Source organism: Pseudomonas shiyinii (genome assembly GCF_056725765.1).
On sequence record NZ_CM161522.1, the window covers coordinates 3739027 to 3762700 of the forward strand.

At 64.2% G+C, this 23674-nt stretch carries 24 protein-coding genes; 11 read left to right on the forward strand and 13 right to left on the reverse strand.

Features of this window, described 5'->3' with window-relative positions; genetic code table 11:
- Positions 1-7: 7 nt before the first annotated feature.
- From ACXHGZ_RS16825 to ACXHGZ_RS16840, 4 genes are all read left to right on the forward strand, one after another.
- Complete coding sequence (locus ACXHGZ_RS16825) at positions 8-1384, forward strand: L-serine ammonia-lyase (protein WP_480460652.1); 1377 nt, start codon at positions 8-10, stop codon at positions 1382-1384.
- A gap of 25 nt (positions 1385-1409) precedes the next feature.
- On the forward strand, positions 1410-2531 hold the full coding sequence (gene gcvT, locus ACXHGZ_RS16830; RefSeq protein ID WP_480460653.1) for a glycine cleavage system aminomethyltransferase GcvT: 1122 nt from the start codon (positions 1410-1412) through the stop codon (positions 2529-2531).
- A 343-nt stretch (positions 2532-2874) separates the two neighbouring features.
- Positions 2875-3087 carry a cold-shock protein gene (locus tag ACXHGZ_RS16835; RefSeq protein ID WP_043210709.1) on the forward strand — a complete coding sequence of 71 codons (213 nt, stop codon included), beginning with the start codon at positions 2875-2877 and terminating at the stop codon, positions 3085-3087.
- Positions 3088-3177: 90 nt separating this feature from the next.
- The gene (locus ACXHGZ_RS16840) at positions 3178-3663 is read left to right on the forward strand and encodes an RDD family protein (protein WP_480460654.1); all 486 of its coding nucleotides are present in this window, start codon (positions 3178-3180) and stop codon (positions 3661-3663) included.
- 212 nt (positions 3664-3875) lie between these two features.
- Here ACXHGZ_RS16840 and lptG read toward each other — a convergent pair whose 3' ends face one another.
- Positions 3876-4937, reverse strand: a complete 1062-nt coding sequence (lptG, locus tag ACXHGZ_RS16845) for an LPS export ABC transporter permease LptG (RefSeq protein WP_084856636.1) — start codon at positions 4935-4937, stop codon at positions 3876-3878.
- Positions 4930-6045 carry an LPS export ABC transporter permease LptF gene (gene lptF, locus ACXHGZ_RS16850; RefSeq protein ID WP_084856635.1) on the reverse strand — a complete coding sequence of 372 codons (1116 nt, stop codon included), beginning with the start codon at positions 6043-6045 and terminating at the stop codon, positions 4930-4932. The genes lptG and lptF overlap by 8 nt, the downstream gene beginning before the upstream one ends.
- Positions 6046-6334: 289 nt before the next feature.
- On the opposite strand from lptF, the gene ACXHGZ_RS16855 reads away from it, so the two are divergent.
- From ACXHGZ_RS16855 to rlmF, 5 genes are all read left to right on the forward strand, one after another.
- Positions 6335-7825, forward strand: a complete 1491-nt coding sequence (locus tag ACXHGZ_RS16855; RefSeq protein WP_480460655.1) for a leucyl aminopeptidase — start codon at positions 6335-6337, stop codon at positions 7823-7825.
- A 49-nt stretch (positions 7826-7874) separates the two neighbouring features.
- Positions 7875-8303, forward strand: a complete 429-nt coding sequence (locus ACXHGZ_RS16860; protein ID WP_224456798.1) for a DNA polymerase III subunit chi — start codon at positions 7875-7877, stop codon at positions 8301-8303.
- 5 nt (positions 8304-8308) lie between these two features.
- Positions 8309-8674, forward strand: a complete 366-nt coding sequence (locus ACXHGZ_RS16865; protein ID WP_084856629.1) for a DNA polymerase III subunit chi — start codon at positions 8309-8311, stop codon at positions 8672-8674.
- Between the two features lie 184 nt (positions 8675-8858).
- The gene (locus ACXHGZ_RS16870) at positions 8859-11705 is read left to right on the forward strand and encodes a valine--tRNA ligase (protein ID WP_084854521.1); all 2847 of its coding nucleotides are present in this window, start codon (positions 8859-8861) and stop codon (positions 11703-11705) included.
- 137 nt (positions 11706-11842) lie between these two features.
- Entirely contained in the window at positions 11843-12799 is a 957-nt protein-coding gene (gene rlmF / locus ACXHGZ_RS16875) for a 23S rRNA (adenine(1618)-N(6))-methyltransferase RlmF (RefSeq protein WP_480460656.1), read from the forward strand.
- Between the two features lie 51 nt (positions 12800-12850).
- Here rlmF and ACXHGZ_RS16880 read toward each other — a convergent pair whose 3' ends face one another.
- Positions 12851-13132 carry an HU family DNA-binding protein gene (locus ACXHGZ_RS16880; RefSeq protein WP_043210728.1) on the reverse strand — a complete coding sequence of 94 codons (282 nt, stop codon included), beginning with the start codon at positions 13130-13132 and terminating at the stop codon, positions 12851-12853.
- A gap of 393 nt (positions 13133-13525) precedes the next feature.
- Between ACXHGZ_RS16880 and yejK the strand changes: the two genes are divergently transcribed.
- The gene (yejK, locus tag ACXHGZ_RS16885) at positions 13526-14533 is read left to right on the forward strand and encodes a nucleoid-associated protein YejK (protein WP_084854523.1); all 1008 of its coding nucleotides are present in this window, start codon (positions 13526-13528) and stop codon (positions 14531-14533) included.
- Between the two features lie 105 nt (positions 14534-14638).
- On the opposite strand, the gene ACXHGZ_RS16890 is transcribed toward yejK, so the two are convergent.
- Complete coding sequence (locus tag ACXHGZ_RS16890; RefSeq protein ID WP_480464082.1) at positions 14639-14920, reverse strand: GIY-YIG nuclease family protein; 282 nt, start codon at positions 14918-14920, stop codon at positions 14639-14641.
- A gap of 68 nt (positions 14921-14988) precedes the next feature.
- On the opposite strand from ACXHGZ_RS16890, the gene ACXHGZ_RS16895 reads away from it, so the two are divergent.
- A complete protein-coding gene (locus ACXHGZ_RS16895; protein ID WP_480460657.1) occupies positions 14989-15873 on the forward strand; it encodes a hypothetical protein in 885 nt (294 codons plus the stop codon).
- A 2-nt stretch (positions 15874-15875) separates the two neighbouring features.
- Here ACXHGZ_RS16895 and ACXHGZ_RS16900 read toward each other — a convergent pair whose 3' ends face one another.
- From ACXHGZ_RS16900 to ACXHGZ_RS16940, 9 genes are all read right to left on the reverse strand, one after another.
- Entirely contained in the window at positions 15876-16343 is a 468-nt protein-coding gene (locus ACXHGZ_RS16900; RefSeq protein WP_480460658.1) for a nuclear transport factor 2 family protein, read from the reverse strand.
- Between the two features lie 79 nt (positions 16344-16422).
- Entirely contained in the window at positions 16423-17703 is a 1281-nt protein-coding gene (locus ACXHGZ_RS16905) for a CynX/NimT family MFS transporter (protein ID WP_480460659.1), read from the reverse strand.
- Between the two features lie 114 nt (positions 17704-17817).
- Entirely contained in the window at positions 17818-18867 is a 1050-nt protein-coding gene (gene hisC, locus ACXHGZ_RS16910) for a histidinol-phosphate transaminase (RefSeq protein ID WP_480460660.1), read from the reverse strand.
- 2 nt (positions 18868-18869) lie between these two features.
- A complete protein-coding gene (hisD, locus tag ACXHGZ_RS16915) occupies positions 18870-20195 on the reverse strand; it encodes a histidinol dehydrogenase (protein WP_480460661.1) in 1326 nt (441 codons plus the stop codon).
- 125 nt (positions 20196-20320) lie between these two features.
- Positions 20321-20956: an ATP phosphoribosyltransferase gene (gene hisG / locus ACXHGZ_RS16920; RefSeq protein ID WP_043213301.1), complete on the reverse strand. Its 636-nt coding sequence runs from the start codon at positions 20954-20956 to the stop codon at positions 20321-20323.
- A gap of 114 nt (positions 20957-21070) precedes the next feature.
- Positions 21071-22336 carry a UDP-N-acetylglucosamine 1-carboxyvinyltransferase gene (gene murA / locus ACXHGZ_RS16925; protein ID WP_084854530.1) on the reverse strand — a complete coding sequence of 422 codons (1266 nt, stop codon included), beginning with the start codon at positions 22334-22336 and terminating at the stop codon, positions 21071-21073.
- A 24-nt stretch (positions 22337-22360) separates the two neighbouring features.
- On the reverse strand, positions 22361-22600 hold the full coding sequence (locus ACXHGZ_RS16930; RefSeq protein ID WP_029613593.1) for a BolA family protein: 240 nt from the start codon (positions 22598-22600) through the stop codon (positions 22361-22363).
- A gap of 118 nt (positions 22601-22718) precedes the next feature.
- Positions 22719-23021: an STAS domain-containing protein gene (locus tag ACXHGZ_RS16935; RefSeq protein WP_224456808.1), complete on the reverse strand. Its 303-nt coding sequence runs from the start codon at positions 23019-23021 to the stop codon at positions 22719-22721.
- Positions 23018-23671 carry an MlaC/ttg2D family ABC transporter substrate-binding protein gene (locus tag ACXHGZ_RS16940; protein WP_480460662.1) on the reverse strand — a complete coding sequence of 218 codons (654 nt, stop codon included), beginning with the start codon at positions 23669-23671 and terminating at the stop codon, positions 23018-23020. The genes ACXHGZ_RS16935 and ACXHGZ_RS16940 overlap by 4 nt, the downstream gene beginning before the upstream one ends.
- Positions 23672-23674 lie beyond the last annotated feature (3 nt).

The following is a 23674-nucleotide window of genomic DNA, read 5'->3' on the forward strand; positions in this document are numbered from 1 at the left end:
TAGCAGCATGTCACTGAGCGTCTTCGACCTGTTCAAGATCGGCATCGGCCCCTCCAGCTCGCACACGGTCGGCCCCATGCGGGCGGCCGCACGCTTTGCCGAAGGGCTGCGCCGCGATGGCCTGCTCACCCGTACCGTAAGCGTCAAGGCCGAGCTGTATGGCTCGCTCGGCGCCACCGGCAAGGGCCATGGCAGCGACAAGGCCGTGCTGCTGGGCCTTGAAGGCGAACACCCGGATACCGTCGACACCGAGGCCATCCCCGCCCGCCTGCAAGCGATCCGCGACAGCGGCCGCCTGCACCTTTTGGGCGAGCATGAAATCGCCTTCGTCGAGAAACAGCACCTGGCGATGATCCGCAAGCCCCTGGCCTACCACCCCAACGGCATGATCTTTCGCGCCTTCGACGAAGCCGGGCTGCAAATCCGCAGCCGGGAGTACTACTCGGTAGGCGGTGGTTTCGTGGTCGACGAGGACGCTGCCGGTCAGGACCGGATCGTCGAGGACAGCACCGTGCTGGCCTACCCGTTTCGCACCGCCAAGGAGCTGCTCGCCCACTGCAGCGAGCAGCACCTGCCGATCAGCCAAGTGATGCTGGCCAACGAAGCGGCCTGGCGGCCCGAAGCCGAGACCCGCTCGGGGCTGCTGCGCATCTGGCAGGTCATGCAGGACTGCGTCGAAGCCGGTTGCCGCCACGAAGGCATCCTGCCCGGCGGGCTCAAGGTCAAGCGGCGGGCGCCGGCGCTGTATCGCCAGCTCAGTCGCCATCCCGAAGCCAGCCTGCGCGATGCACTGTCGGTGCTAGATTGGGTCAACCTCTACGCCCTGGCGGTGAACGAGGAAAACGCCTACGGCGGGCGGGTGGTCACCGCTCCGACCAACGGCGCGGCAGGCATCGTCCCGGCGGTACTGCACTACTACATGCGCTTCATTCCCGGAGCCAACGAGGACGGGGTGGTGCGCTTTCTGCTCACAGCGGCTGCCATCGGCATTTTGTACAAGGAAAACGCCTCGATCTCCGGTGCCGAAGTCGGCTGCCAGGGCGAGGTGGGCGTGGCCTGCTCCATGGCGGCCGGCGCGTTGTGCGAAGTCATGGGCGGCAGCCCGCAACAAGTGGAGAACGCCGCCGAGATCGGCATGGAACACAACCTGGGCCTGACCTGCGATCCCATCGGCGGGTTGGTCCAGGTGCCTTGCATCGAGCGCAACGCCATGGGCTCGGTCAAGGCGATCAACGCGGTGCGCATGGCCCTGCGTGGCGACGGGCAACACTATGTCTCGCTCGACAAGGTCATCCGCACCATGCGCCAGACCGGCGCAGACATGAAAAGCAAATACAAGGAGACCGCCCGCGGCGGTCTGGCCGTCAACATCATCGAGTGTTGACCCGAATAACAACGAGGAACCATCGATGTCCGAAACACTGCAAAAGACCCCGCTGCACGCCCTGCACCTGGAACTGGGCGCCCGCATGGTGCCGTTCGCCGGCTATGACATGCCGGTGCAATATCCGCTGGGCGTGCTCAAGGAGCACCTGCACACCCGCGAGCAGGCGGGCCTGTTCGACGTCTCGCACATGGGCCAGATCCGCCTGCGCGGCAGCGATGCCGCCAAGGCCCTGGAAACCCTGGTGCCGGTGGACATCATCGACCTGCCGGTGGGCATGCAGCGCTACGCCATGTTCACCAACGAGCAAGGCGGCATCCTCGACGACCTGATGGTCGCCAACCTGGGCGACGACGAGCTGTTCCTGGTGGTCAACGCCGCCTGCAAGGACCAGGACCTGGCCCACCTGCAGAAGCACATCGGCTCCCGCTGCGAGATCGAGCCGCTGTTCGAGGCGCGCGCCCTGCTCGCCTTGCAAGGCCCGGCGGCGGTCAAGGTGCTCGAGCGCCTGGCGCCGGAAGTCGCCGGCATGACGTTCATGCAGTTCCGCCCTGTCACCCTGCTCGGCGCCGACTGCTATGTCAGCCGCTCGGGCTACACCGGTGAAGACGGTTACGAGATCTCGGTCCCGGTAGCCAATGCCGAAGCCTTGGCCCGCCGACTGCTGGCCGAGCCCGAGGTACAGCCGATCGGCCTGGGCGCACGCGACTCGCTGCGCCTGGAGGCCGGCCTGTGCCTGTATGGCCACGACATGAACACCAGCACCACGCCGGTAGAGGCCAGCCTGCTGTGGGCTATCTCCAAAGTACGCCGCGCCGACGGCGAACGTGCCGGTGGTTTCCCTGGCGCCCATGCCATCTTCGAGCAGCAACGGCAAAGTGTTGCTCGCAAGCGCGTTGGCCTGCTGCCGCAGGAACGCACCCCGGTTCGCGAAGGCGCACAGATCGTCGACGCGGACGGGCGCACGGTCGGTGAAGTCTGCAGCGGTGGTTTCGGCCCGACCCTCGGCGCACCGGTCGCCATGGGATATGTCGAGAGCGAACATGCCGCGCTCGATACCGCATTGTTTGCTGTAGTGCGTGGCAAGCAGGTGGCCTTGAAGGTCAGCAAAATGCCTTTCGTTGCACAACGTTACTGTCGTGGTTGATTGACTGTGGGCGGGTTCGTCATATTCGTTTTCGAACCTGCCCAATAACTTTTGAACATAGCGCCAGCCCAGGCGCCACGCCGTTTCCGACAATTTTGTCGGTTATAGGAAAAACCCTGAATTCCGGCGGTCTGGAGGGCTTGTTTTTGTCGACGGAGTTAGCGTAGAGTCACTGCACTGTGTTTGCATGGGTCGCAACAGTTCGTGACCTGGGCCAGTAGCTGAATCTGCTACAACCCGTTCGACGTCTCTTACTTTCCTGCAACCCAGCCCGGTACTCTTTCCTATCTGTTGATACGAAAGAAACTGTCATCAAAATTTAAGCTTCATAGGAAACAAGACAATGGCTGAGCGTCAGAACGGTACCGTCAAGTGGTTCAATGACGAGAAAGGTTACGGCTTCATCACCCCAGAAAGCGGTCCGGATCTGTTCGTGCACTTCCGTGCCATCGAAGGTAACGGCTTCAAGAGCCTGAAAGAAGGCCAGAAAGTCTCCTTCGAGGCCGTTCAAGGCCAGAAAGGCATGCAAGCCGACAAGGTTCAGGTCATCGCCTAAGCGAGATCCAGACTTCAAAAAGCCCCTGCCAAGTGCAGGGGCTTTTTTTTATCCGTAGAATACCGGCTTCGCCATCTGGAGCCGTCCTGCATGTCCAAGCCCCTGCTCACCCCCCAGGGTGATTTCCCTCCGGTCGGCCTGGGCCGACGCCTGGCCGCAATGTTCTACGACTTTCTCTTGTGCACCGCGCTGCTGATCGTCACCGCCGGCCTCTACAAGCTGGTGCAGATGTCGATCATCGGCGAGGCGCGCATGCGCGAGCTGACCGATGCCGGCGCCCTGGACGGCGACCCGCTGCTGTCGACGATCTTGCTGTTCGCCCTGTTCGGCTTCTTCGCCAAGTTCTGGACCCACGGCGGCCAGACCCTGGGCATGCAGGTGTGGGGCGTACGGGTGCAGAACGCCGACGGCAGCGCCATCAGCCTGTGGCAGGCGTTGTTGCGCTTCGTGGTGGCCATCGCGTCATGGCTGTGCCTGGGCCTGGGATTCCTCTGGGCGCTGGTCGACAAGCGCAAGCGCGGCTGGCATGACATCTATTCTGAAACCCAGCTGGTGCGGGTACCCAAACGCAAGTGAAGCAAAGCCGACCCTGAGGTTAATGCCTGTCAGTTAAGGCCCCATCGCCGGCAAGCCGGCTCCCACCTGTCCTGCGCTGCAGTTGTAGACACCGCGGAACCTGTGGGAGCCGGCTTGCCGGCGATGGGCTGCGAAGCAGCCCCAAATGTAGCTAATAAGGCTTGACTGACCGGCATTAACCCTGAGGTCGGCTTCTTGTTTCACGTCAGGCACTAGCCTGCCCGGCGCAACAACCATACGCCTGCCAGCGCGCAGATCCCGGCGGGTATCACCACCGCCAGCAGCGGTGGGAAGCCGAACACCTGGCTCGATGGCCCCAAAAGATCCTGGCCGATACGGAACACGAAGCCCACCAGCACACCGGTGAACACTCGCTGGCCGAGGGTCACCGAACGCAGTGGGCCGAAGATGAAGGAAATCGCCATCAACACCAGGGCCGCAGTGACCACCGGCTGCAATACCTTGGTCCAGAACGCCAGCCAGTAACGGGCGTTGTTCAGGCCTTGCTCGGAGAGGTAGTGGATGTAGTCCCACAGGCCGGTGATCGACAGCGACTCGGGCGCCAGGATCACAGTGTTGAGCAATTGCGGCGTCACCGAGACGTCCCAGCGCTCCTGGGGCGTCTTCACTACCTCGGTGTGGTCGCCACGGAAGTGGGTGGTGGCGACGTCGCTGAGGATCCAGTGGTCCTGGTTGTACTGCGCCCGGCGCGCGAAGCTCGAGGTCACGATGTGACGCTCGGCGTCGAAGCGGTAGCGGGTCACGCCCAGCAGCAGGCCATTGGGCTGTACCGAGTTGATGTGCACGAACTCCTCGCCCTGGCGGTGCCACATGCCGCGCTTGGAGCTCTGCGCATCGCCACCGCCCTGGGCCAGGGACCGGTCGGCCTGGGCCTTGTTCTCGGTGACCGGGGCCACGTATTCACCGATCAGCAGGCCGACCAGCATGAGCACCAGCATCGGCTTCATCACCGCCCAGACGATGCGCCCGATGGACACGCCAGCAGCGCGCATGATGGTCAGCTCGCTGCTGCTGGCCAGGCTGCCCAGGCCGATCAGGCAGCCGATCAGCGCGGCCATCGGCAGCATCTCGTACAACCGGCGTGGCGCGGTCAGCAGCACGAAGCGGCCGGCGTCCATCACCGTATAGGTGTTGCTCAGGTCGCCCATCTCGTCGATGAAGGCGAACAGCGAGGCCAGGCCGAGGATGATCCCCAGTACCGCCAGGATGGCCAGCAGCACGCTCTGGCCGATGTAGCGATCCAGCTTAGCCATGGGCCACCTCCGAACGACGGGCGGCGAGCTTCAGGCGCAGCGGCTCCCAGTACATCAGGCCCAGGCCTATCAGCAGGAACAGCCCATGTACCCACCACATGCCCAGGGCGATCGGGATCTTGCCCTTTTCCAGGGCGCCGCGTACGGAAATCAACATCGTCAGGTAGGCCATGTACAAAAGAATCGCCGGCAGCAGCTTGAGGAAACGACCTTGGCGCGGGTTGACGCGCGACAGCGGCACGGCCAGCAGGGTCACCACGAAGACCAGCAGCGGCAGCGACAGGCGCCACTGCAGCTCGGCCTGCTCGCGCAGCGCCTTCTTGCCGAACAGTTGGGAGGTGGGGATGGCCTCGCGGTCGGTCACCTCCTCGCTGACTTCAGGCTTGGGCAACAGCACGCCATAGGTGTCGTACTTGATCGCGCGGTAATCGGCCTGGCCCGGGTTGCCGTCGTAGCGGTAGCCGTTTTCCAGGATCAGGTATCGATTGCCGTCGGCCTGCACTTCCTGGTGGCCTTTTTCGGCGACCAGCACCGACGGCGCGCGGTCCTTGGTCTTGTCCTGGTTGAAGCGCTTCTCGGAGATGAACACACCGCTCAGGTTGATGCGATCGTCGGTCAGCTCCTCGGTGTAGGTCACCCGCGAGCCGTCGCGAAGGGTCTGGAAGCGCCCGGGCACCAGGGTATCGAACTCGGTCAGGGCGTCCTGCTGGTTGATGATCTGCTGCACCTGGGCCACGCCTTGGGGCGCCAGGCTCAGGCTCAGCCAGGCCACCAGCAGGGCGACCAGCCCGGCCGGGGCCAGGGTCAGCAGCAGCAGGCGTTGCTGGCTCATGCCCGTGGCCGAGAGCACGGTCATCTCGCTTTCCAGGTAGAGCCGGCCGTAGGCCAGGAGAATGCCGAGGAACAGGCCCAGCGGCAGGATCAGCTGCAGGAAGCCCGGCAGGCGGAAGCCCATGATCAGGAACAGCACACTCGGGTCGAGCACGCCCTGGGCGGCCTGGGCCAGGTACTTGATGAAGCGCCCGCTCATGATGATCACCAGCAGCACGGCGCTGACGGCGCTCAAGGTCACCAGGACCTCGCGGGACAGATAACGGAAGACGATCAAACCAGACACTCCTGGGTTGTCAGGGGCGCAAAGCCGTTCAAGGGCTTCGGACAGCCAAGACCTATGCCGGTTCGCCGAAGGCGAACCTCCATGTAAAGTGCGCGCATTATCCTGTGATTGGCAGTGCCTGTCACTTGGCCGCGCATGACGGCGCATATCGGGGTTGTCATCGAGGTTGCCGCAGGCTCAAACTGGCAGCTTTTCCACTGGCACGCGAGCACGCGGCCAGGCCCGTTTCGAGCGTGTGCACGAGACCGCGCCAACTGACTGATCATTCGGGGACCCTGACATGGAACTGGTTGTAAAAAGTGTAGCCGCCGCCTCCTTGAAAACCGCCACCTTGGTATTGGCTGTCGGTGAAGGGCGCAAGCTCGGCGATATCGCCAAGGCCGTCGACCAGGCCAGCAACGGTGCCATCAGCACCGTGCTCAAGCGTGGTGACCTCGCCGGCAAGCCCGGCCAGACCCTGCTGCTGCACAGCCTGCCAGGCCTCAAGGCCGAGCGTGTGCTGTTGGTCGGCAGCGGCAAGGAGGCCCTGGGCGATCGCGCCTGGCGCAAGCTGGTCGCCAGCGTCGCCGGCGTGCTCAAGGGCCTGAACGGCAGCGACGCGGTGCTGGCCCTGGACGACGTCGGCGTCACCGGCCGTGATGCCCACTATGGCAAGTACCGCCTGCTGGCCGAGACCCTGCTCGACGGCGAATACGTGTTCGACCGCTTCAAGAGCCAGAAGCCCGACCCTCGCGCGCTGAAGAAGATCACCCTGCTGACCGACAAGGCCGGCCAGGGCGAGGTCGAACGCGCCGTGAAACACGCCAGCGCCATCGCCGCAGGTATGGCCTTCACCCGCGACCTGGGCAACCTGCCGCCGAACCTGTGCCACCCAAGCTTCCTGGCCGAGCAGGCCAAGGAGCTGGGCAAGGCGCACAAGAACCTCAAGGTCGAGGTCCTGGACGAGAAGAAGATCAAGGACCTGGGCATGGGCGCCTTCTATGCCGTGGGCCAGGGCAGCGACCAGCCGCCACGCCTGATCGTGCTCAACTACCAGGGCGGCAAGAAGAGCGATAAGCCCTTCGTGCTGGTCGGCAAGGGCATCACCTTCGACACCGGCGGCATCAGCCTCAAGCCCGGTGCCGGCATGGATGAAATGAAGTACGACATGTGCGGTGCCGCCAGCGTGTTCGGTACCCTGCGCGCGGTCCTGCAGCTGCAGCTGCCGATCAACCTGGTGTGCCTGCTGGCCTGCGCCGAGAACATGCCAAGCGGCGGTGCCACCCGCCCGGGTGACATCGTCACCACCATGAGCGGCCAGACCGTGGAAATCCTCAACACCGACGCCGAAGGCCGTCTGGTGCTGTGCGACACCTTGACCTACGCCGAGCGCTTCAAGCCCCAGGCAGTGATCGACATCGCCACCCTGACCGGCGCCTGCATCGTCGCCCTGGGCAGCCACACCTCGGGCCTGATGGGCAACAACGACGACCTGGTCGGCCAGCTGCTCGACGCCGGCAAGCGCGCCGACGACCGCGCCTGGCAACTGCCGCTGTTCGACGAATACCAGGAGCAACTGGACAGCCCGTTCGCCGACATCGCCAACATCGGCGGGCCGAAGGCCGGCACCATCACCGCCGGCTGCTTCCTGTCGCGCTTCGCCAAGGCCTACGACTGGGCACACCTGGACGTTGCCGGCACCGCATGGATCAGCGGCGGCAAGGACAAGGGCGCCTCAGGCCGCCCGGTCCCGCTGCTGACCCAGTACCTGCTCGACCGCGCCAACGCCTGATGCCGAAAGGCCGGTGGTGCTCGCGCGCCACCGGTTGGCAGACCTGACCATGAGCAAAGTCGACTTCTACATCCTGCCCACCGACGACTTGGCGGCGCGCCTGGATTTCGCCTGCAAGTTGTGCGAGAAGGCCTGGCGCCTCGGCCACCGGGTCTACCTGCACTGCCAGGACGCCGAGCAGCGCGCCGCGCTGGACGAGCGCCTGTGGCGCTTCAAGGGCGAAGCCTTCGTGCCCCACGACCTGGCCGAGGCCCATGCCGACGCCGTGGTGGCCCTGGGGCTGGGCGACGATGCCGGCACCCACCGTGACCTGCTGATCAACCTGGGGGCAGACGTGCCCGGGTTCGTCGGCCAGTTCGAACGGGTGGCCGAAATCGTCGTCGAGGCACCGGCCATCCGCCAGGCTGCCCGGGAGCGATTCCGTTTCTACCGTGAACGGGGCTATGCTCTGCAAGACCACCGCTTACAGCGACTTTGACGACGATGGACAAGCATTCCCCCCTACCTGATTCCGCGCACCTGCTCGACGACCTCGAGTCGATCCGCCAGTTGCTGGGCGACGCCGACCTGCAGCCGCCGCTGCTGACCGAAACGGTCGAGCAGATTCCCCTGCTGCTCGACGAACCCGCCGGCAACCCGGCGCCGCCCGTCCAACCCGCCCCAGCGGCGCAAGAGGACGACCCACAGACCCGCCGCCAGGACACCCTGCTGCACCTGGAAGCCGACCTGCGCGCCGCCGCCCAGCAGATCATGCAAGACGTGATCAACGACTTCACCCCGCATATCGAGAACGAGATCAAGCGCCGCCTGGATGCACGCATGGAACGGCTGATCAAACGCTCGGAGTAAGATCCCGGGGCCGCCTGGCGGCCCTTTCGCAGCACAAGGCCGCTCGTACAGGCGCCACGGTCCCTATAAGCGGCCTTGTGCCGCGAAAGGGCTGCAAAGCAGGCCCTGCCCCTGTCGCCTCAACCCCCCAGCTTGGTTATACTTCCCGGCTTTCCCGAATTAATGCCATAGGGTCCCGCCGCGCATGGATAAGACCTACCAGCCGCACGCCATCGAAACTTCCTGGTACAACACTTGGGAGTCCGAGAACTATTTCGCCCCACAAGGTGCAGGCGAGTCCTACACCATCATGATCCCGCCGCCGAACGTGACCGGCAGCCTGCACATGGGCCACGGCTTCAACAACGCGATCATGGATGCCCTGATCCGTTTCCGCCGCATGCAAGGCCGCGACACCCTGTGGCAACCGGGCACCGACCACGCGGGCATCGCCACCCAGATGCTGGTGGAACGCCAGCTCGAGGCCAAGGGCCAGAACCGTCATGACCTGGGCCGCGAAAAGTTCCTGGAGAAGGTCTGGGAGTGGAAGGAGCAGTCCGGTGGCAACATCAGCCGCCAGATCCGCCGCCTGGGCTCGTCGGTAGACTGGAGCCGCGAACGCTTCACCATGGACGACGGCCTCTCCGAGGCGGTCAAGGAAGCCTTCGTGCGCCTGCATGAAGACGGCCTGATCTACCGCGGCAAGCGCTTGGTCAACTGGGACACCAAGCTGCATACCGCCATCTCCGACCTCGAAGTGGAAAACCACGACGAGAAGGGCCACCTGTGGAACCTGCGCTACCCGCTGGCCGATGGTGCCAAGACCGCCGAAGGCAAGGACCACCTGGTGGTCGCCACCACCCGTCCGGAAACCCTGCTCGGTGACGCGGCCGTTGCCGTGAACCCGAACGACGAGCGCTACCAGGCCCTGATCGGCAAGTTCGTCGAACTGCCCCTGGTGGGCCGCCGCATCCCGATCATTGCCGACGACTACTGCGACCCGGAGTTCGGCACCGGCTGCGTGAAGATCACCCCGGCCCACGACTTCAACGACTATGAAGTCGGCAAGCGCCACAACCTGCCGCTGCTCAACATCTTCGACAAGAACGCCCTGGTGCTGGCAAGCGCCCAGGCCTTCAACCTCGACGGCAGTGTCAACGAAAGCATCGACACCACCCTGCCCGCCCAGTACGCCGGCCTCGACCGTTTCGTCGCGCGCAAGCAGATCGTCGCCGACCTGGATGCTCAGGGCCTGCTGGTCAGCATCGACGACCACGCCCTGAAGGTGCCGAAGGGCGACCGCTCCGGCACCGTCATCGAGCCGTGGCTGACCGACCAGTGGTACGTCTCCACCAAGCCACTGGCCGAGCCTGCCATTGCCGCCGTGGAAGATGGTCGCATCCAGTTCGTGCCCAAGCAGTACGAGAACATGTACTTCTCCTGGATGCGTGACATCCAGGACTGGTGCATCAGCCGCCAGCTGTGGTGGGGCCACCGCATCCCGGCCTGGTACGACGAGGCCGGCCAGGTCTATGTCGGTCGCAACGAGGCCGAGGTGCGCGCCAAGCACAACCTGGGCGCCGACGTGGCCCTGCGCCAGGACGACGACGTGCTCGACACCTGGTTCAGCTCGGGCCTGTGGACCTTCTCCACCCTGGGCTGGCCGGAGCAGACCGAATTCCTGAAGAAGTTCCACTCCACCGACGTGCTGGTCACCGGCTTCGACATCATCTTCTTCTGGGTCGCCCGGATGATCATGCTGACGATGCACCTGATCAAGAACGAGGATGGCACCCCGCAGGTACCGTTCAAGACCGTCTATGTCCATGGCCTGGTACGTGACGGCCAAGGCCAGAAGATGTCCAAGTCCAAGGGCAACGTGCTCGACCCGCTGGACATCGTCGACGGCATCACCCTCGAGGCCCTGCTGGAAAAACGTACCAGCGGCATGATGCAGCCAAAGCTTGCCGAGAAGATCGCCAAGCAGACCAAGGCCGAGTTCCCGGAAGGCATCGCCAGCTACGGCACCGACGCCCTGCGCTTCACCTTCTGCTCGCTGGCCTCCACCGGCCGCGACATCAAGTTCGACATGGGTCGCGTCGAAGGCTACCGCAACTTCTGCAACAAGATTTGGAACGCCGCCCGCTACGTGCTGGACAAGGGCGAGGACTGCGGCCAGAACGGCGAGGCCTACGAGCTATCGCTGGCCGATCGCTGGATCATCTCGCAGCTGCAGCGCACCGAGGCCGAGGTCACCCGCCAGCTCGAGCAGTTCCGCTTCGACCTGGCCAGCCAGGCCCTGTACGAGTTCATCTGGAACCAGTACTGCGACTGGTACCTGGAGCTGTCCAAGCCGGTGCTGTGGGATGAGAACGCCCCGGTCGAGCGCGCCCGCGGCACCCGTCGCACCCTGGTACGCGTGCTGGAAGTGGCCCTGCGCCTGGCCCATCCGTTCATGCCGTTCATCACCGAAGAGATCTGGCAGCGCATCGCGCCGCTGGCCGGCATCGACGGCAAGACCATCATGCTGCAACCGTGGCCGGTGGCCAACGAGAGCCGCATCGACACCGCCGCCGAAGGCGACATCGAGTGGCTGCAACAGCTGATGGTCGGCCTGCGCAACATCCGCGCCGAGATGAACATCGGCCCCGGCAAGCCGCTGCCGCTGTTCCTCAAGAACGCCAATGCCGACGACCAGCGCCGCCTGCAGGAAAACGAGGCGCTGCTCAAGAAGCTGGCCAAGGTCGAATCGTTCACCGTGCTGGGCGAGCAGGACGAAGCGCCGCTGTCGGCCACCGCGCTGGTGGGCGACCTGCAGGTCCTGGTGCCGATGGCCGGCCTGATCGACAAGGATGCCGAGCTTGCGCGCCTGAACAAGGAAATCCAGCGCCTGCAAGGCGAAGTCCAGCGCGTGGGCGGCAAGCTGTCCAACGCCGCGTTCGTCGACAAGGCGCCGCCTGCCGTGATCGAGAAAGAGCGCGCCAAGCTGGCCGAGTCCGAACAGGCCCTGGCCAACCTGACCGAGCAGCATGCGCGGATCGCAGCGCTGTAACATCGAGTGAAGCCTTAGCGGGCTGCCCTGCAGCCCATCGCCGGCAAGCCGGCTCTCACAGGTAAAGTGCAAACCCTGAACCTTGCACCTGACCTGTGGGAGCCGGCTTGCCGGCGATGCTTTTTCAGGACCCTACCATGACCCAGAAACCCACCCTGCACCCGCGCAACCGTCACAAGGGCCACTACGACTTCCCCAGTTTGATCAAGGCCCACCCGGACCTGGCCCGCTTCACCCTCACCAACCCCTACGGCAAGCCCAGCATCGACTTCGCCAACCCCGAGGCCGTACGGGTGTTCAACCGCGCCCTGCTCAAGGCCCAGTACGGCATCCAACACTGGGACATCCCGGCCGACTACCTGTGCCCGCCGATCCCAGGCCGGGCCGACTACATCCACGTGCTGGCCGACCTGCTGGCCGAAGACTGCGGCGGCGCCATCCCCCGCGGGGCCCAGGTACATGCGCTGGACATCGGCGTTGGCGCGAACTGTATCTATCCGTTGCTCGGCCACAGCGACTATCGCTGGCGCTTCCTCGGTTCGGACATCGACCCGGTCGCCCTGGCCTCGGCCAAGGCGATCGTGCAGGCCAATGGCTTGGCCAAGGCGATCACCCTACGCCAGCAAGGCAACCCTCGACATATCCTCGACGGGCTGCTGCAAGGCGATGAGCGTTTCGATGTGACCCTGTGCAACCCACCCTTCCATGCCTCCCGGGACGAAGCCACCCGCGGCAGCCAGCGCAAGTGGAAGAACCTGGGCAAGCAGGACCCCAAGCGCAAGCTACCGGTGCTGAATTTCGGCGGGCAGAACAACGAGCTGTGGTGCGAAGGCGGCGAGATCCGCTTCGTTAGCCAGCTAGTGGCCGAAAGTGCGCAATACGGGGAGCAGGTGCTGTGGTTCAGCAGCCTGGTTTCGAAGGCCAGCAACCTGCCAGGTATCGAGGCAGCTCTGAAGAAGGCGGGCGCGAAGGCGCAACGTGTGGTCGCCATGGGCCAGGGCCAGAAGCAGAGCCGCATGGTCGCCTGGAGCTTCCAGGACGATGCCGCCCGCCAGGCCTGGCATGCCCGGCGCGAAGGCAAATCGCGCGCATGAAAAAACCGCGCCCGGGCAAGCCGGGTGCGGTTCTTTCAACGCATCAACGCATTACTTGTTGACGGCGTCGTTCAGGACCTTGGCAGGTACGAACTTGACGACTTTCTTGGCAGCGATTTCGATGGCAGCGCCGGTCGAAGGGTTGCGGCCGGTACGGGCAGGACGCTCGGAGACTTTCAGCTTGCCGATGCCTGGCAGGGTGATTTCAGCGCCGTTTTCCAGTTGGTCGGCGACGATCTGGCCCAGTTGCTCCAGGGCGTTACGCGCGGTGGTCTTCGGCGCGTCGATGGCTTCGGCGATATCGGCAATCAGTTGGTCTTTGGTCAATGCCATGGTGGTGTTCCTTCCCTATCAAATTCAGTGATTATGCAGTGTGCCAGGTCGTAATCGGGCCAGCCCTGGGCGGCCAGGCGGGCCGCGCCAATCGCGTATGTAGATACGAAAATCGGCGTTTGGTTCGACACGGCCAGGCGATCTGCCGGCAATGCGCCACCCAAGGGGCGCAAGACCGCGCAAAGCTACCACAGGAATGGATAAATATCCGCTGCCGGCTTCGATTTTATGCAGGTTTTTCGGGGGTTTTAGCGGAAAACGCAAAAAATTGAACAAAAAACGAACAACCGGCATTTCCGCCAACATCTGGCCACTGCATCACCCCTGCCCTGGGTTAAACTGGGCGACTTTGCAGCGCGGTCCGCTACCGCCCGAGACCTATTCGAGAGATCCATGCCAATCCGTCATTGCATCGTTCACCTGATCGACAAGAAGCCCGATGGCAGCCCGGCAGTACTGCATGCGCGCGACTCCGAACTCGCCGCTTCCGACGCCATCGAAAACCTGCTGGCCGACCTCAACGACAGCTATAACGCCAAACAAGGCAAGGCCTGGGGCTTCTTCCACGGCGAGTCCGGCGCCTACCCGCTCAGCGGCTGGCTGAAACAATACCTGGACGGAGAAAAGGACTTCACCGCCTTCAGCCGTGTCGCCGTCGAGCATCTGCAAAAGCTGATGGAGGAGTCCAACCTGTCTACTGGCGGCCACATCCTCTTCGCCCATTACCAGCAAGGCATGACCGAGTACCTGGCCATCGCCTTGCTGCACCACAGCGAAGGCGTGGCGGTGAACGCCGAGCTCGACGTCACCCCGTCACGCCACCTGGACCTCGGCCAACTGCACCTGGCGGCGCGTATCAACCTGTCGGAGTGGAAGAACAACCAGAACTCCAAACAGTACATCTCGTTCATCAAGGGCAAGAACGGCAAGAAGGTCTCGGACTACTTCCGCGACTTCATCGGTTGCCAGGAGGGCGTGGACGGCCCCGGTGAAACCCGCACGCTGCTCAAGGCCTTCAGCGACTTCGTCGAAAGCGAGGACCTGCCCGAGGAAGCGGCTCGGGAAAAAACCCAGACCCTGGTCGACTACGCCACTACCCAGACCAAGCTGGGCGAGCCGGTGACCCTGGAGGAACTGTCGAGCCTGATCGACGAGGACCGCCCGAAGGCGTTCTACGACCACATCCGCAACAAGGACTATGGCCTGTCGCCGGAGATCCCGGCGGACAAGCGCACCCTCAACCAGTTCCGCCGTTTCACTGGCCGGGCTGAAGGGCTGTCTATCAGCTTCGAGGCGCACCTGCTCGGCTCCAAGGTGGAGTACGACGAGGAAGCCGGCACCCTGATCATCAAGGGCCTACCGACCCAGTTGGTCGACCAGCTCAAGCGCCGCAAGGATTGAGGCTGCGCCCTATGGCCGGCAAGCCGGCTCCCATAGAACAACTCGTAACTGTTTGATTTTACGAGCCCTTCGTGGGAGCCGGCTTGCCGGCGATAGCTGACGCCCCTACCCTTCTGCCCCTTCGGCATAAGCCACCACCAGCGCCTCCTTGGCCGACTTGCGCAGCTTCTTCACCAGGCGCTCCTGGCGCAATGCCTCGGCCTTGTCCGGCCATTGCTCGACATACACCAGCGCCTGGGCCGGGCTGGTCTTGAAATAGCGCGCCCCCTGTCCCTTCTGATGCTTCAGGAAACGCCGCTGGGGGTCATCGCTAATACCGCAATACAACGAACCATTAGCCGCGCGAACCAAGTAGACATACCAGGGCTTTGCTCCCTGGACCGGCATTTCTTCACTCAAGACCTGTGCTCTTTGCGTCATTAGTTTGGTGAGCCCATCCACGAAAGGGCTGCACCATGTTCAAAACCCTACCCATCGCGACCCTCGTCGCAACAACCCTCGTTACCGCCCACGCATCGCCCGACAAAACGTCGGCACACACATTGCTCGGCCAGCGCACCGCCGCCCAGATGCAACAAAACTACGATGCCACGCCGGCGCGCTGCGAAGGCAATGCAGTGCCGGCCCATGCATGCTCCGGTGTACTGCTCAGGGCCACCAAGCCAGGGCCGAGCTACCATACCTGGCATCATAGCCCCAACACCAAGGCCAAGGGCGGTCTATCGTTTTCCTACATTCGGGCCGATATACCGACGTCCCAGCTTGCCGCCGACGGCCGCAGCGGCTTCACGCTGTATCCCCAGCTGCAACGCCCGCAGGGCTCGTCGTACTACGAAGTGCTATGCGCATGGCCGACCGATGGTGACACCTGGACACGCAACAGCAATGGCTGTGGCGACAATTCCCAGACCCCTCAGGTGGAGCAGGCCTGCCAACGAAAAGGGATCGATACCGCCGAGCAGTGGATCGCCGAGTTCAGGCGCAGCGGCGACTACAAGCAGCAATGCGCCTTCGATGTACGTGCCCGCACCCCGGGTAGGGCCGACGCGTTCCATCAGAGCCTGCGTGCCAAGCAACTGTTCGGCAAGGAACTGCCTTTCCAGTGGAACGAGCTGATCCTGCGGGCCTGGGATGAATCCACTTCAGCCAGGCTGCCGATCCAGTCGTTCTTCCACATCGAAGGTATGCCCAGGGCCTTGGAACAGGCCCAGACCGATCAGCGCGACTGGTACAAGACCAATGGCACATTCATCCCGGTGATCCGGATACGCCTGCCCAGCGAAGGGACCAAGCAGGCCAGGTTTACCTACCATGAGCATGAGCAGGCCGTTGCGCGCTGATCTCAGGCCTGCTGGAACCCCCGCAGCCCTTTGAAGGCGTGCCGGCACACCTTGTCTTGCAGCCATGGCGACCAGCCCAGAAACAGGCCCGGCAACCCCAGGGCCTGGCGAGACCAGCGCCAGAAATCGAAACTGTCGTCATGCTGCAGGATCAGGCCATCGCGGATCACGAAGCGCGCCTGGATGTCGTTGACCACCGTGCGGCCGGTCTGGCTGAACAGGTAGCGCGCCACCCAATGGGCGCTGGCGCTGTCCGGGTTGGCCTGGACGTGGTCGAAGGTCAGGGAGAAGTCCTTGGCCCGTGTGGTCAGCATCCGCCACATGTCGCCGACGTCCTGGCCTCGTAGAGTGCCGAACACCGGATCGCTGAAGGTGATGTCTTCGCTGTAGCAAGCCACCATGGCCTCGGCGTCCAAGCGCTGGAAAGCCTGATAGAAACGGGTGATCAATGCTTGGTTGGCGTCGCTCATGGCGCAATCCGTCGAGAAATGGAAGCCTGAACGATAATCCGTGATGCGCACTGGCGCCATGCCCATTCGAGCCTTCGGCCTAAACCCGCTCGCTGCTCACCTGCACATGCAATGCCCGCCCAGCCCCCAGGCCGAACACGATGGCCCCAATGCCCAGCGCAGCAAAGATCCACCCCACGGCAGCCCAACCGCCGGTCAGGTCATGCACCAGCCCCACCGCGAACGGCCCCATGGACGCCAAGGTGTAGCCCACCCCTTGCGCCATGCTCGACAGGTTGGCCGCGACATGAGCATCCCTGGAGCGCAGCACGATCAAGGTCAGTGCCAAGGCGAAGGTACCGCCCTGCCCCAACCCGAGCACCACCGCCCAACCCCACAGGCCGGACAGCGGCGCATACAGGCAACCGAACAACCCCGCCAGGGTGGTCAGCATGACGATGACGATCGCCAGGCGCTGATCCTTGCCCCGGGTTGCCAACCAAGGCGCGCTGAGCGAACTGACCAGCTGCACGATCACCGAGCCGGACAGCACCAGGCCCGCTTCCGTCGGGCTCAGGCCACGGCCGATCAGGATCGAAGGCAGCCAGCCGAACACGATATAGGCCAACGACGATTGCAGGCCCATGTACAGGGTGACCTGCCAGGCCAGTGGATCGCGCCACAACCCGCGCACCCGGTAGGCCACCTTGTGCAGGCCATGCCCCTGGCGCGCCTGGGGCAGCCATACCAGCATCGCCAGCAGCGCGGGAAGCAGCCAGAAGCCAAGCCCCACGGGCCAGCTGTCGGCGAAATGGCGGGTCAACGGCACAGTCGCACCGGCGGCCAGCGCAGCTCCCAGGCACAAGGCCATGGTGTAGACGCCGGTCAGGGTGCCGGCATGCTGGGGGAAGTCGCGCTTGACGATGCCCGGCAACAGCACGCCGATGATGCCGATACTCGCGCCGGCCATGACGCTCCCCAGGAATACCCCGGTCACCCCCAGGGCACTGCGCACGAGAATGCCCAACGCCAGGGTCAGCAAGATGCCGAGGATCACGCGCTCGCTGCCAAAGCGTCTAGCCAGCACCGGCGCCAGCGGCGCGAACAGGCCCAGGCACAGTACCGGCAAGGTGGTCAGCAAACCAGCCTGGGCGGCATTGAGCCCCAGGCTGTCGGAGACTTGCCCCAGCAGCGGTGCCAGGCTCGATAATGCCGGGCGCAGGTTCAGCGCCACCAGCACCAGCCCCAGCAGCAACAGCCATGGGCGGCGCAGGGCCACAGGCTGCTGTTGCACCTGTTCGTCGTCGGCCTCGGCGTCGATCAACAGTTCGTCGAGTTCCGTCTCGTGGGGCGGGCTGCGGTGGGTCGTGCGTTCGTCCATGGGTATCTCGTGGTCAGGGTTCGTTGACGGCGACGCTGATAGGGGCAGGCTCGAGGGGTGAGGACACAACGCAACCCAAGCGCCGCTGCACGGACCTACGCCTGACCCGCCCGCTTATCCAAGCGCATCGAGCAACGCCTGGTTCATCTCCGGCGTGCCGATGGTGATCCGCAGGAACTGCGCAATCCGCTCCTGCTTGAAGTGCCGGACAATCACCCCTTGCTCACGCAAGCGCGCCGCGATCCCAGCGGCATCCTGCTGTGGATGCCGGGCGAAGATGAAGTTGGCTGCCGAAGGCAGTACTTCGAATCCACGGGCGCGTAGTTCACCGACCAACGCCTCGCGGCTGTCGATGACTTTGCGGCACGTCTCGTCGAAGTAGGCTCGGTCCTCGAACGCCGCTGCCGCCCCCACGATCGCCATACGATCGAGCGGGTAGGAATTGAAGCTGTTCTTGATCCGCTCCAGCGCCTCGATCAGGTCCGGGTGCCCCACCGCCAGGCCAACCCGCAGGCCAGCCAGGGAACGCGACTTGGACAGCGTCTGGGTCACCAGCAGGTTATCGTAGCGGTCCACCAGGCTGATGGCGGTTTCGCCACCGAAATCGATGTAGGCCTCATCCACCACCACCACCGAATCGCGGTTGGCCTGCAGCAACTGCTCTACCGCCTGCAACGGCAGCAGGCAGCCGGTCGGCGCGTTGGGGTTGGGGAAGATGATCCCGGCGTTGGGCTTGTTGTAGTCCGCGATGCGGATCTGGAACTGCTCGTCCAGCGCCACCGGCTCGAACGGGATGCCGTACAGGCCGCAGTACACCGGGTAGAAGCTGTAGCTGATGTCCGGGAACAGCAGCGGGCCACGGTCGTGCTGGAACAGGCCGTGGAAGATGTGCGCCAGCACCTCGTCCGAGCCGTTGCCGACGAACACCTGCTGCGCCGTCACACCGTAGTACTCGGCTACCGCCTGCTTGAGGCGATCGCCGTTGGGGTCCGGGTACAAGCGCAGGTTGTCGTTCAGTTCCCCTTGCATGGCCGCCAGCGCCTTGGGCGATGGGCCATAGGGGTTCTCGTTGGTGTTGAGCTTGACCAGGCGGGCCAGCTTGGGCTGCTCGCCCGGCACGTAGGGCACCAGGTCCTTGACGAAGGGGCTCCAGAATCGGCTCATGTTCAGTTCCCCTTGTTTTCGGTGAGGATACGGTATTCGGCGCTGCGCGCATGGGCGGTCAGCGATTCGCCACGGGCCAGGACCGACGCGGTGCGGCCCAACTCGGAAGCGGCCTGTTCGGAGCAGAAGATGATCGACGAACGCTTCTGGAAGTCATACACCCCCAGTGGCGAAGAGAACCGCGCAGTACCGGAAGTGGGCAGCACGTGGTTGGGGCCGGCGCAGTAATCGCCCAGGGCTTCGCTGGTGTGGCGGCCCATGAAGATCGCGCCGGCATGGCGGATGTGCGGCAGCCAGGCCTGCGGGTCGGCCACCGACAGCTCCAGGTGCTCCGGGGCGATGCGGTTGGCGACATCCATCGCCTGCTGCATGTCGCGCACTTGGATCAACGCACCACGGCCGTTGATCGACTTTTCGATGATTTCGGCACGCTCCATGGTCGGCAACAGCTTACCGATGCTGGCGGCGACGCGGTCCAGGAACGCCGCGTCCGGGCTGACCAGGATCGCCTGGGCGTCTTCGTCGTGTTCGGCCTGGGAGAACAGGTCCATGGCGATCCAGTCCGGGTCGGTCTGGCCGTCGCACACCACCAGGATCTCCGAGGGCCCGGCGATCATGTCGATGCCGACCTGGCCGAAGACGTGGCGCTTGGCGGTGGCCACGTAGATGTTGCCCGGGCCGACGATCTTGTCTACCTGGGGCACGCTCTGGGTGCCATAGGCCAGGGCCGCGACCGCCTGGGCGCCACCGATGGTGAAGACGCGGTCGACCCCGGCGATGCAGGCCGCGGCCAGCACCAGTTCGTTGACTTCGCCACGTGGGGTCGGTACCACCATCACCACCTCGGACACGCCGGCGACCTTCGCCGGGATGGCGTTCATCAGTACCGACGAAGGGTACGATGCCTTGCCGCCCGGGACATACAGACCGGCACGGTCCAGCGGAGTGACCTTCTGGCCGAGCACGGTGCCGTCGGCCTCGGTGTACTGCCAGGAATCCTGCTTCTGCCGCTCGTGGTAGCTGCGCACACGGTTGGCGGCGGTCTCCAGGGCTTGGCGCTGGGCCTCGGTGATGCGGGTCAGCGCCAGTTCCAGGCGCGCGCGGTCGAGGATAAGGTCTTCGATGCCCTTGGCCTCGACCCCATCGAAGCGCTGGGTGAACTCCACCAGGGCGGCGTCGCCGCGCTCGCGCACGGCCTTGATGATGTCGAGCACGCGCTGGTTGACCGCGTCATCGGACACGCTTTCCCAGCTCAGCAGATGATCCAGATGTCGGGCGAAATCCGGATCAGCAGCGTTGAGACGGGCAATTGCAGTGGACACGGTCATGGCGAGGGCCTCGTTTTATTGGCGAATGCTCAGGCGCCCTAGGCTACCAGTCCATCCGCGCGGGCACCCGAGAAAGTTGGCTATGACGCGGATAGACGGGCGCGACGAGAAGTCGCGCGCAAAGGTCAGCCGCGGTGTCGGGACTCGACGGCCTGGCGCAGGGTGTCGATCAGGCTCTGGATGCGGGCGTGCTGCATTTTCATGGAGGCCTTGTTGACCACCAGGCGCGAGCTGATCGTGGCGATCAGTTCCTGGGGCTCCAGGCCGTTGGCGCGCAGGGTGTTGCCGGTGTCGACCACGTCGATGATCTTGTCGGCCAGGCCGATCAGCGGCGCCAGCTCCATCGAGCCGTACAGCTTGATGATATCGACCTGACGGCCCTGCTCGGCGTAGTAGCGCTTGGCTACGTTGACGAACTTGGTGGCCACGCGCAGCCGGCCCTTGGGCTCCGGCGCGCCTACGGCACCTGCGGTCATCAGCTTGCAACGGGCGATCTGCAGGTCCAGGGGCTCGTACAGGCCCTGGCCGCCGTACTCCATCAGCACGTCCTTGCCGGCCACCCCGAGGTCGGCCGCGCCATGCTCGACATAGGTCGGCACGTCGGTGGCACGCACGATCAACAGGCGCACATCGTCCTGGGTCGTGGGGATGATCAGCTTGCGGCTCTTGTCCGGATTCTCGGTCGGCACGATACCGGCCTCAGCCAGCAATGGCAGGGTATCGTCGAGGATTCGGCCCTTCGATAGCGCGATGGTCAACATGGGAAACGTCGGTCCTTAAGCGGCTACTGCCGGCCAGGTCATGGACCTGGCCGCATTTGATTCGTGTGTGGGAGCGAGCCTGGCCCGCTTCCACACCCAGCGCCAGTCAGATGACTAGCCCGGTACGCGGCGAATTTTCGCGCCCAGCATCTGCAGTTTTTCCTCGATGCACTCGTAACCACGGTCGATGTGGTAGATGCGATCGATCAGGGTATCGCCATCAGCGACCAAGGCCGACAGGACCAGGCTGGCCGAAGCCCGCAGGTCGGTGGCCATGACCGGTGCGCCCTTGAGTGCCTTGACCCCGGTGACGATGGCAGTGTTGCCCTCGACCTGGATCTGTGCGCCCATGCGGTGCATTTCGTAGACGTGCATGAAGCGGTTCTCGAAGATCGTCTCGATCACCGCACCCGTGCCTTCGGCAATGGCGTTGAGCGAGATGAACTGCGCCTGCATGTCGGTCGGGAAGGCCGGGTACGGAGCGGTACGCAGGTTGACGGCCTTGGGCCGCTTGCCATGCATGTCCAGCTCGATCCAGTCTTCGCCGGCAGTGACTTCGGCACCGGCTTCCTTGAGCTTCTCCAACACCGCCTCGAGGATGGTCGGATCGGTGTCCTTGACCTTCACACGGCCACCGGTCACGGCAGCAGCGACCAGGTAGGTACCGGTCTCGATACGGTCGGGCATCACGCGGTAGGTGGCCGAGTGCAGTCGCTCGACGCCATCGATGACGATGGTGTCGGTACCGGCGCCCTGGATCTTGCCGCCCATGGCGTTGATGAAGTTGGCCAGGTCGACCACTTCCGGCTCGCGCGCAGCGTTCTGCAGGACGCTGCGGCCCTTGGCCAGGGCAGCGGCCATCATGATGTTCTCGGTACCGGTCACACTGACGGTATCGAAGAAGAAGTGCGCGCCACGCAGGCCGCCCTCAGGAGCCTCGGCCTTGATGTAGCCGCCTTCGACTTCGATCTTCGCCCCCATGGCCTCCAAGCCACGGATGTGCAGGTCGACCGGGCGCGAACCGATCGCGCAACCACCGGGCAGGGCGACTTCGGCCTTGCCGAAACGGGCGACCATCGGACCGAGCACCAGGATCGAGGCGCGCATGGTCTTGACCAGCTCGTAGGGGGCGACCAGGGTCTTGATGGTGCGCGGGTCGATTTCCACCGAGAGCTTCTCGTCGATCACAGGCTCGATGCCCATGCGACCGAACAGCTCGATCATGGTGGTGATGTCGTGCAGGTGCGGCAGGTTGCCCACGGTGACCGGGCCGTCAGCCAGCAGGGTCGCCGAGAGAATCGGCAGGGCGGCGTTCTTCGCCCCGGAAATGCGGATCTCGCCATCGAGACGCGCGCCGCCAGTGATAATCAGTTTGTCCATTGCAATCTCGCCGCCAACGTTGGCTCAGGTGCGCTCAGCCCAGGCTGCGCTGCTGAAAAATTTCATGGTTACCGCATGGATGCTGCCATCGGCGATCCACGGATTCAGGTGAGCATAGATCGCCTGCTGGCGCTTGACCGGGCTCTGGCCGGCCAGCTCGTCGCTGATCACGTTCAACTGGAAGTTGCAGCCTTCGCCTTCAACTTCGACCCGGGTTCCCGGCAATTTCTCTTCAAGGAAGCTTTTAACTTCTACGGCCTGCATGCTCAACCTCAATCGGCGCCCAGTGCGCGCGGGTCGGCCATCATACAAAAAAGCCCCTCGCCTGCGAAGCCCATGGTGGGGCCTGCTGACCGAGGGGCCATCCCTTAACGGCGAGCCATCAGCCCGCCAGCACTTCATCGAGGTCGTAGACCTCGGCAATGTCGCGCATGTCGTCGGGCATGCCGCGCAGCTCCCAGCCCTTGCCGGCGGCCTGGGCGTCACGGATGAAGCCCAGCAGCAGCGAGAGGCCGACGCTGGTGGAGCGGGCCACGGACGAACAGTCGAGCACCACCTTCGATTCGCGACAGGCGGCGATCAATGCCTTGCCTTCCTTGCGCAGGGCTGGGCCGCTGCGGTAGTCCAGCACACCGGCCAGACGCAAGACGCCCGGCTCGGTCATGGTCACGCCGGTGTCGCTCATTTCACTTCCTTGTCGGGCGATTTGTCGGCAGCTTCCTTGGCCTTGGCCACTTCGCCGGCCCAGCCGTCGATGGTCTTGTCCAGGTCGTTGCCGTTGCGCTGCATGGCGTCGGCGAACTGGTCGCGGAACAGCTTGCCGATGTTGATGCCGTTGACGATCACGTTGCGCACCTTCCACTCGCCACCGAGCTTGACCAGGGTGTACTGCACCGGATAGACAGCGCCGTTGTTGCCGGTGACCTTCATGCCGACGCTGGTACGATCGCCTTCTTCACCCTTGGCCGGGTCGACAGTGATGCCTTGGTTGTTGTACTCGAGCAGCGCATTGCCATAGAACTGCATCAGGCTGCGCTTGAAGTTCTCCTGGAAGCGCTGCATCTGCTCGGGGGTGGCCTTGCGCGAGTACTTGACGGTCATGATGCTCTTGGAGATGCCATCGGCATCGACCACAGGGCCCAGGATGCGGTTGAGGGCGTCGTAGAACGCCTGTGGGTTGCTCTTGTACTGCTCCTTGTTGGCCTTCAGGTCCGACAGCAGCTCGGTGGTGGTGCCCTGCACCACGTCACGGGCAGACTGGCCCGGCGCGGCCATGGCCAGCAGGGGGAAGGCCGCCAGGAGAACCAGCAGGCCGCGTCGCAGGATCGAAATCATGGA

Coding starts and splice junctions, on each gene's coding strand:
- ACXHGZ_RS16865 (WP_084856629.1), top strand. CDS start 8,309: ATGGACAAGCATTCCCCCCTACCTGATTCCGCGCACCTGCTCGACGAC.
- hisG (WP_043213301.1), bottom strand. CDS start 20,956: ATGTTGACCATCGCGCTATCGAAGGGCCGAATCCTCGACGATACCCTG.
- ACXHGZ_RS16860 (WP_224456798.1), top strand. CDS start 7,875: ATGAGCAAAGTCGACTTCTACATCCTGCCCACCGACGACTTGGCGGCG.
- ACXHGZ_RS16840 (WP_480460654.1), top strand. CDS start 3,178: ATGTCCAAGCCCCTGCTCACCCCCCAGGGTGATTTCCCTCCGGTCGGC.
- ACXHGZ_RS16905 (WP_480460659.1), bottom strand. CDS start 17,703: ATGGACGAACGCACGACCCACCGCAGCCCGCCCCACGAGACGGAACTC.
- ACXHGZ_RS16870 (WP_084854521.1), top strand. CDS start 8,859: ATGGATAAGACCTACCAGCCGCACGCCATCGAAACTTCCTGGTACAAC.
- ACXHGZ_RS16895 (WP_480460657.1), top strand. CDS start 14,989: ATGTTCAAAACCCTACCCATCGCGACCCTCGTCGCAACAACCCTCGTT.
- hisD (WP_480460661.1), bottom strand. CDS start 20,195: ATGACCGTGTCCACTGCAATTGCCCGTCTCAACGCTGCTGATCCGGAT.
- rlmF (WP_480460656.1), top strand. CDS start 11,843: ATGACCCAGAAACCCACCCTGCACCCGCGCAACCGTCACAAGGGCCAC.
- murA (WP_084854530.1), bottom strand. CDS start 22,336: ATGGACAAACTGATTATCACTGGCGGCGCGCGTCTCGATGGCGAGATC.
- ACXHGZ_RS16825 (WP_480460652.1), top strand. CDS start 8: ATGTCACTGAGCGTCTTCGACCTGTTCAAGATCGGCATCGGCCCCTCC.
- ACXHGZ_RS16835 (WP_043210709.1), top strand. CDS start 2,875: ATGGCTGAGCGTCAGAACGGTACCGTCAAGTGGTTCAATGACGAGAAA.
- ACXHGZ_RS16900 (WP_480460658.1), bottom strand. CDS start 16,343: ATGAGCGACGCCAACCAAGCATTGATCACCCGTTTCTATCAGGCTTTC.
- gcvT (WP_480460653.1), top strand. CDS start 1,410: ATGTCCGAAACACTGCAAAAGACCCCGCTGCACGCCCTGCACCTGGAA.
- ACXHGZ_RS16930 (WP_029613593.1), bottom strand. CDS start 22,600: ATGCAGGCCGTAGAAGTTAAAAGCTTCCTTGAAGAGAAATTGCCGGGA.
- ACXHGZ_RS16890 (WP_480464082.1), bottom strand. CDS start 14,920: ATGCCGGTCCAGGGAGCAAAGCCCTGGTATGTCTACTTGGTTCGCGCG.
- ACXHGZ_RS16935 (WP_224456808.1), bottom strand. CDS start 23,021: ATGAGCGACACCGGCGTGACCATGACCGAGCCGGGCGTCTTGCGTCTG.
- ACXHGZ_RS16940 (WP_480460662.1), bottom strand. CDS start 23,671: ATGATTTCGATCCTGCGACGCGGCCTGCTGGTTCTCCTGGCGGCCTTC.
- ACXHGZ_RS16855 (WP_480460655.1), top strand. CDS start 6,335: ATGGAACTGGTTGTAAAAAGTGTAGCCGCCGCCTCCTTGAAAACCGCC.
- ACXHGZ_RS16880 (WP_043210728.1), bottom strand. CDS start 13,132: ATGGCATTGACCAAAGACCAACTGATTGCCGATATCGCCGAAGCCATC.
- yejK (WP_084854523.1), top strand. CDS start 13,526: ATGCCAATCCGTCATTGCATCGTTCACCTGATCGACAAGAAGCCCGAT.
- hisC (WP_480460660.1), bottom strand. CDS start 18,867: ATGAGCCGATTCTGGAGCCCCTTCGTCAAGGACCTGGTGCCCTACGTG.
- lptG (WP_084856636.1), bottom strand. CDS start 4,937: ATGGCTAAGCTGGATCGCTACATCGGCCAGAGCGTGCTGCTGGCCATC.